This is a genomic window from Rhodococcus sp. NPDC003383, assembly GCF_053589115.1.
Genome location: NZ_JBSFRG010000059.1, coordinates 1 through 6,347, shown reverse-complemented (window position 1 = coordinate 6,347; position 6,347 = coordinate 1). Strand labels below are relative to the sequence as shown.

Annotated in this window: 7 protein-coding genes; 3 read left to right on the top strand and 4 right to left on the bottom strand. The window is 67.9% G+C overall.

The window, feature by feature from the left end; genetic code table 11:
• On the bottom strand, window positions 1-160 hold a 160-nt coding region (locus ACWDTS_RS27985), incomplete at its 3' end, for a thiolase family protein (protein WP_450119451.1).
• Between the two features lie 111 nt (window positions 161-271).
• Here ACWDTS_RS27985 and mce point away from each other — a divergent pair.
• Window positions 272-757: a methylmalonyl-CoA epimerase gene (gene mce / locus ACWDTS_RS27980; RefSeq protein WP_197255316.1), complete on the top strand. Its 486-nt coding sequence runs from the start codon at window positions 272-274 to the stop codon at window positions 755-757.
• Between the two features lie 74 nt (window positions 758-831).
• Window positions 832-1,881 (top strand): coiled-coil domain-containing protein, encoded by a 1,050-nt coding sequence (locus ACWDTS_RS27975; protein ID WP_197255318.1) that lies wholly within the window; start codon window positions 832-834, stop codon window positions 1,879-1,881.
• 33 nt (window positions 1,882-1,914) lie between these two features.
• Here ACWDTS_RS27975 and ACWDTS_RS27970 read toward each other — a convergent pair whose 3' ends face one another.
• The 3 genes from ACWDTS_RS27970 to ACWDTS_RS27960 all read right to left on the bottom strand — a co-directional run bounded on the left by ACWDTS_RS27970 (window position 1,915) and on the right by ACWDTS_RS27960 (window position 4,473).
• Entirely contained in the window at window positions 1,915-2,223 is a 309-nt protein-coding gene (locus tag ACWDTS_RS27970; RefSeq protein ID WP_231611306.1) for an ATP/GTP-binding protein, read from the bottom strand.
• 2 nt (window positions 2,224-2,225) lie between these two features.
• Window positions 2,226-2,900, bottom strand: coding sequence for an endonuclease NucS (gene nucS, locus ACWDTS_RS27965; RefSeq protein WP_197255320.1), 675 nt, complete (start codon window positions 2,898-2,900; stop codon window positions 2,226-2,228).
• Between the two features lie 493 nt (window positions 2,901-3,393).
• Entirely contained in the window at window positions 3,394-4,473 is a 1,080-nt protein-coding gene (locus ACWDTS_RS27960) for an IS110 family transposase (protein ID WP_450119450.1), read from the bottom strand.
• Window positions 4,474-4,601: 128 nt separating this feature from the next.
• Here ACWDTS_RS27960 and ACWDTS_RS27955 point away from each other — a divergent pair, with 128 nt between their 5' ends.
• Window positions 4,602-6,155 (top strand): adenylate/guanylate cyclase domain-containing protein, encoded by a 1,554-nt coding sequence (locus ACWDTS_RS27955; RefSeq protein WP_197255322.1) that lies wholly within the window; start codon window positions 4,602-4,604, stop codon window positions 6,153-6,155.
• The last annotated feature ends 192 nt before the right edge of the window (window positions 6,156-6,347 follow it).

Sequence of the window (6,347 nt, the reverse complement as noted above, 5' to 3'; positions counted from 1 at the left end):
CCATGATCACGTACTCCACCTGCTCCGGGGCGACCCCGGCCCTGGCCAGTGCCCCCTTGATCGCGACCCCACCCAGATCCGACCCCGAGAAATCCTTCAACGCGCCCTGCAAACGGCCCATCGGGGTACGGGCACCGGCAACGATGACTGAAGTGGTCACGGGGAATTCCTCCGAGGTCTCGAGGAACAGCAGCCTGGCGCGTTCCTGGGGTTGTGCCGGAAGCGACCTCCCGGCGTGATCTGATCTAACGTTAGCGCTACCGTCTAGAACATGACTGAGTCGTCCTCCCATTCCCCCGCAACCGGCGCCGTGCTGGCCTCCGGCCTCGTCACCGCCATCGATCACGTCGGCATCGCGGTGCCCGACCTCGACGCCGCCCTCACCTGGTACGCCGAGAACCTCGGCCTGGTCTCCACCCACGAGGAGGTCAACGAGGAGCAGGGCGTGCGCGAGGCGATGCTGTCGGTGCCCGGTTCCCCCGAGGGTTCCACCGCGATCCAGCTCCTCGCACCGCTGAACGAGAACTCGACGATCGCGAAGTTCATCGACCGCAGCGGCCCGGGACTCCAGCAGCTCGCCTACCGCGTCAGCGATCTCGACGCCGTGTCGACCATTCTCCGTGAGCAGGGTGTGCGGCTGCTGTACGACGCACCGCGCCGCGGAACCGCCGATTCGCGCATCAACTTCCTGCATCCGAAGGACGCCGGTGGTGTGCTCGTCGAGCTCGTCGAGCCGGCCGCCGACGTTCACCACTGAGTCCTCGACGCGGCGCTTATCACAACGCGGGATCGCCCGCCGCCCGAGCCTCACCGACCGGGTAGATTGACGCCATGGTCTTCGATCGCGATCGCACCCCCAGCCATCTCCCGTTTTCCATCGTGCGCAAGGGCTTCGACCGCGACGAGGTGACCAACTACTTCGCACGGTTCGAGGCCGAGCTGCGGGTGACCGCGACCGACCGGGACGCCGCCGCGGCTCAGGCCCGCGACCTGTCCCGTCAGCTCGAGAACGCCCGCAACGAGATCGACGAACTGCGCAGGGACGTCGATCGGTTGTCGGTGCCTCCGACGACCGCCGAGGGGATGAGCGATCGCATCTCCCGGATGCTCCGGCTGGCGTCCGACGAGGCGTCCGAGCTTCGGGCGCGCGCGGAAGCCGAAGCGGCGGAAATGATCTCGCTCGCCGAGCAGGAAGGCATCCGTCTGCGCGGCGACTACGAAGCGAAGATCGCCGAGCTCGAGCGGCGGCGCGTCGCGTTCGAAGAGGAACATGCGGAGACGATGGCCGCGGCACGCGCCGAGGCCAATCGCATCATCGCCGCCGCCGAGGCGGAACGCGACCGGCTCGCCGCGGAAGCCGAAGCCAAGCGCGCACAGGTCCAGCAGGACTTCGAGATCACGATGGGCGAGCGTCGGTCCAAGCTGCTCGGTGCGCTCGACGAACTCGAGCGCACCAGCAAGGCCGAGGCCGACCGGCGCGTCGAGCAGGCGACCCAGGAAGCCGCACGACGTCTCGCCGTCGCGACCGAACAGTCGGAGCGCAAGATCGCCAACGCCCGCGATCTCACCGAGGAGCTGCGCGTGCTGCGCAGCCGGATCCTCACCCAGCTCGACGGGGTACGCGAGCAACTCGAATCCGTTCCGTCGATGCTCGCCGCGGTCACGCGGGAAGGCGAGCTGCTCGACCGCGACGGGCAGTCGACACAGGACGACCGCACCGACCGAGCGGAAGCCGACAGCGCAGGGTCGGACGATGCCGAGGCTTCGGCCCCCGAGTCGACGGCGAACAACGACCGGTCCGGCGACGAAACCGAGCGGATGCCGGCAGTGGCGGGCGATCGGGGTCGTTCCCCCGCGGTCACCAGCAAGGCACGCAGGTAGCCGAATCGCGCGTGTTCGACCCGCGTCCGGCGACTACGACCAGCGTCTCGTCGGACTGCGAGTCGCGCGTCCCGACCAGCATCCGGTGTGCCAGTGCCGGCGGTCGTCCGCGCCACCGAGCGCATCGGTCGACCAGGCGACCACATGCGCGGTGCCCGGCGCGATCTCGTGGTCGCATCCCGGGCACCGATACGACTTGGTCGCTCGCGACCCCGGCACCGTGCGTACGGTGAACCGTTCCGACTCGGCGCCCGCCGGCCCGTACTCGGTGCGGACGGTCGCGGACGCGTGCAGGTTCTGCCCGCGTTGCCGCGGCGGCTGAGCTCGGTTGCGGCGCGGCATGATCAGAACAACCGAAACTCGGTGCTCTCGGTTCCGCGCAACGCCTCGTAGTCGAGGACGAGGCAGCGGATGCCCCGGTCGGTGGCGAGAGTCTTGGCCTGCGGTTTGATCTGTTGCGCCGCGAACACGCCCGTCACCGGCGCCAGCAGCGGATCCCGGTTGAGGAGTTCGAGATAGCGGGTGAGCTGTTCGACCCCGTCGATCTCGCCGCGTCGCTTGATCTCGACCGCCACCGTGCCGCCGTCCGCGTCCCGGCACAGCAGATCGACCGGGCCGATCGCCGTCGGGTACTCCCGTCGGATGAGCGTGTACCCGGGGCCCAATGTATGGACGTGCTCGGCGAGCAGCTCCTGCAGGTGCGCCTCCACACCGTCCTTGATCAGGCCCGGATCGACGCCCAGTTCGTGACTCGAATCGTGCTCGATCTCCTCGATCGTGATGCGCAGTTGCTCACCTGCCTTGTTGGTGACCACCCACAGAGCCTCCGCGTCCTCGGTCGGCTCCTCGGCCATCCAGCACGGCGGGCTCATCCAGTTCAGCGGCTTGTAGGCACGGTCGTCGGCATGGACGCTCACCGAACCGTCGGCCTTGACCAGCAGCAGGCGTCGCGCCGTCGGCAGGTGTGCCGTCAGGCGTCCGATGTAGTCGACTCGGCAGCGGGCAATCACTAGGCGCACTCCTGCCACCCTAATGGATGCCCCGTGCCACGCACTGATATGGACGTCGCTTTGTCAAGAATGCAGGGTGAGGCGGCGCCGGGGACCGTCGTCGCGGGGCGCCGCCTCTGGGGTCCGGCTGAATTTTCGGGTGGTGACGAGCGTGTCGGTTCCGACGCGTGGTCACTCTGATATGCGCGGGTTGGGTACCGCAGGACGGTTATTCGGCTGGGAGCGGCTCGCTCGTCTAACGTCGAGCGTGATCCACCTCGAGGGGTTGGATTGCTCATAGTGCGTGCGCGGATCACTCCCTGACGCTGCCGCCACCGACCCGGATGATTCAGTCGGACGTGTCGAGGTTCCCCCGTGCGGGCCCGGTCCGTGCTCCGTCGGTCGTCGACCACGGAGTGGGGCAAGGTGGAGTCCCCGCAGCGCAGCGAGGAGAACCGACCTTGCCGACCGACGGGTCGAGGACCATACTCGCCGACCGGATGTGCAGCGGGAACCGTTCTTGTCAGGTTTCGAGCACCGCCAGTGACCAACACCAGCCGGCGAGTTCACGGGCGATCGCGGTGTTGGCCACCGCGGGGCGTTTGCGCCGGACGTCGAACCCGACCCACCGCTCGTGCAGCCGCCGATTCGCCTGCTGTCCACGAGCTCGCGCGGCCGGAGATGCCTTGTCCCAGCGGCGCCGCAGGGTCACTCCCGGCAGATACCGGGGCCGGTGGTGCCAGGCGGCCTCGATCAGCAGTCGTCGGGCATGCCCGTTGCCGGTCTTGGTGATCGACCCTTGTGATCGCACCGAACCGGACGAATGCTCGGTGGGCACCAACCCGAGATACGCGCCGATCGAGCGTCCCGTCAGACGCTGCCAGTCACCGATCTCCACCGCCAACCCGAATGCGGTCAATGTCGAGATTCCGCGCAGGCACGCGAGACGGGTGACCACCGGCGTGTACTCGCTGTCCGCGGCCATCGTCTCGATTGCCGCATCGAGACGATCGCGTCGGTCCACTACGGCGAGCATGGTCTCGTAGGCGCTCTCGTATGCCAGCTGCAGACCCGGTGGATCGAAACGCTGGGCGCGCAACCAGGCATCATGCGTTTGCGTCCATGCGTGACCGCCGGAGTAGACAATTCCCTGCCGCAGAAGCAGTTTCGATATCCGATGGCGGGCCGCCATGAGATCGCAGCGGCAATCCTCGCGGGCTCGCACCAGGTCGCGAGCTGCCTCCTGCTCGACACTGGGGACCGTCACCGCGACGATCTGCTGCAGGTGCAGCAGCCGGGCCAGATGCCGGGCGTCGATCGTATCGGTCTTGACGCGGTCTCCCGGTGGACGTTGCAGTTTCGACGGGGCCGCGACCAGGCATTCGATGCCCTCGGTGGACAGGAACCGGGCCAGTCCGAACCCGGTGGGTCCGGCTTCGTAGGTCACCGCTACCGGGCCGGGAAGCGTGTGGATCCAGTCGAGCAGATCGTGATGCGCCGGCGTCAAACGGCGTTCGAACAGCTCACCGGTCCGGCCGTCGAGGCCGCAGGCGACCACCGATCGTGCGTGCACGTCCAGCCCTACACTCGTACGCTGATTCATTGCTGGGGCCTCCCACATCTGTGGCTCCACCGGCCAGGACCCGTTTCCTGCCGGCAACCCACGTTCACATGTGAGTGAGGCCCCAGCCCAGCCCCTCATATCGTCTAAACGACTAGTCTCCAACGACTATGCCCGTACGCCGTGCAAGTGACGCGCCACTCGGTTCCCCGATCCTCGGTGAGCCCGCCGAACCGGTTCGGCGGCAACGCATCCGAATCCAGACCCTGTTGACCTTCTCGCTGCTCGGCACGCACTTCCTCGGGGCGGCCATCGCCGCCGTGCTGATCAACGTGGTGGTCCCCGGCCCGACGGTGCTCACCCGCGAATTTCTCGTCGTCGTCGCCGTGATCGCACCCGTCTACGTACTCGTCGCGATGGTCGTCGGAACGGTGCGCGGCACCAGGCTCGGACTCGAGCAACTGCGCTGGGCGCTCGACGACCGGCCCCCGACCGACACTCAGAAGCGGGCTGCGCTCCGCCTGCCGTGGCGGCTCACCCTTCAGCAGGGAACGCTCTGGTTCATCGGATTGGTCCTGTTCACGACGTGTTTCGGCATCGTCGATCCGACGACGATCCCCAAGGTCTCCCTGACGATCACCCTGGCCGGTCTGACCGTGTGCGGCTTCGTCTACCTGTTCGGTGAGTTTGCGTTGCGCCCGGTAGCGGCCCGCGCACTCGAAGCGGGTGGGCCGGTGAACCGACGGCCGGCGAGTGCCGGCGGCAGATTCATGCTCGCGTGGGGACTGGGCAGCGCCGTCCCGATCGTGGGGCTGCTCCTGGTCGCGGTGTTCAGCTTCATCCGGCCCGTCACTCCCACCCGGTTCGCGGTGACGATCCTGACGATCGGCTCGATCGCGCTCGTCGTCGGTGCCCTGCTGATGTGGCTCAGTGTGCGCGCGAGCATCGCGCCCATCGAATCCGTGCGGGCCGGCATGACCCGAATCGAGCAGGGCGACCTCGACACCAGGGTCGTGGTGTACGACGGCACCGCCCTCGGCGAACTACAGGCCGGGTTCAATCGGATGGCCGAAGGACTGAGCGAACGCGAACGACTGCGAGACGTCTTCGGCCGGCACGTCGGACGCGAGGTCGCGGCGGCCGCGCTCGCCAATGCAGATGTCCTCGGCGGAGAAGAACGGGATGTGGCGGTGCTGTTCGTCGACATCATCGGTTCCACTGCGATGGCCGCGAGCCGACCGCCGGCCGAGGTCGTCGCGCTGCTCAACCGGTTCTTCGAGGTCGTCGTCGACGAAGTGCACCGCGCCGGCGGCTTCGTCAACAAGTTCGAAGGCGATGCCGCCCTGGCAATCTTCGGCGCACCCGTCGAAACCGACGACGCTGCCGGCTCCGCCCTGCGCGCCGCCCGCGAGATCGCCCTCCGCATCCTCACCGAGGTCCCCGAGTGCCGAGCCGGCATCGGCGTGGCCGCCGGACGGGCGGTCGCCGGGAACGTGGGGGCACGGGAACGCTTCGAATACACCGTGATCGGTGATCCGGTCAACGAGGCGGCACGGTTGTCGGAGCTGGCGAAGTCGGTCCCCGGAAGGGTCGCAGCCTCCGGGCGCGCCGTCGATGCCGCGTCGGATTCCGAAGGCGCACTGTGGACTCCGCACGATCGGATCGCTCTGCGCGGCCGCGCCGAAACGACGATCGTCCACATCCTCGCCCACCTCTCCGAGTGAGGGGGCAGATCGCCGTAGATCCGCGGGTGAATCCCAGCGACACACCGGCAGCCGGACGCACACTGTTGGTCACCGGCCGGGACCGGAACACCCGGACCCGGGAAAGCCGAAGACCCCCACCGGAATCGGTGGGGGTCTTCGGTAACGGGTGTTCGGCGGTGTCCTACTCTCCCACACCCTGTCGAGTGCAGT

Bases quoted from the DNA above. Each gene is read 5' to 3' on its own strand.
- mce (WP_197255316.1), top strand. From the start codon at position 272: ATGACTGAGTCGTCCTCCCATTCCCCCGCAACCGGCGCCGTGCTGGCC.
- ACWDTS_RS27975 (WP_197255318.1), top strand. From the start codon at position 832: ATGGTCTTCGATCGCGATCGCACCCCCAGCCATCTCCCGTTTTCCATC.
- ACWDTS_RS27960 (WP_450119450.1), bottom strand. From the start codon at position 4,473: ATGAATCAGCGTACGAGTGTAGGGCTGGACGTGCACGCACGATCGGTG.
- ACWDTS_RS27955 (WP_197255322.1), top strand. From the start codon at position 4,602: ATGCCCGTACGCCGTGCAAGTGACGCGCCACTCGGTTCCCCGATCCTC.
- ACWDTS_RS27970 (WP_231611306.1), bottom strand. From the start codon at position 2,223: ATGCCGCGCCGCAACCGAGCTCAGCCGCCGCGGCAACGCGGGCAGAAC.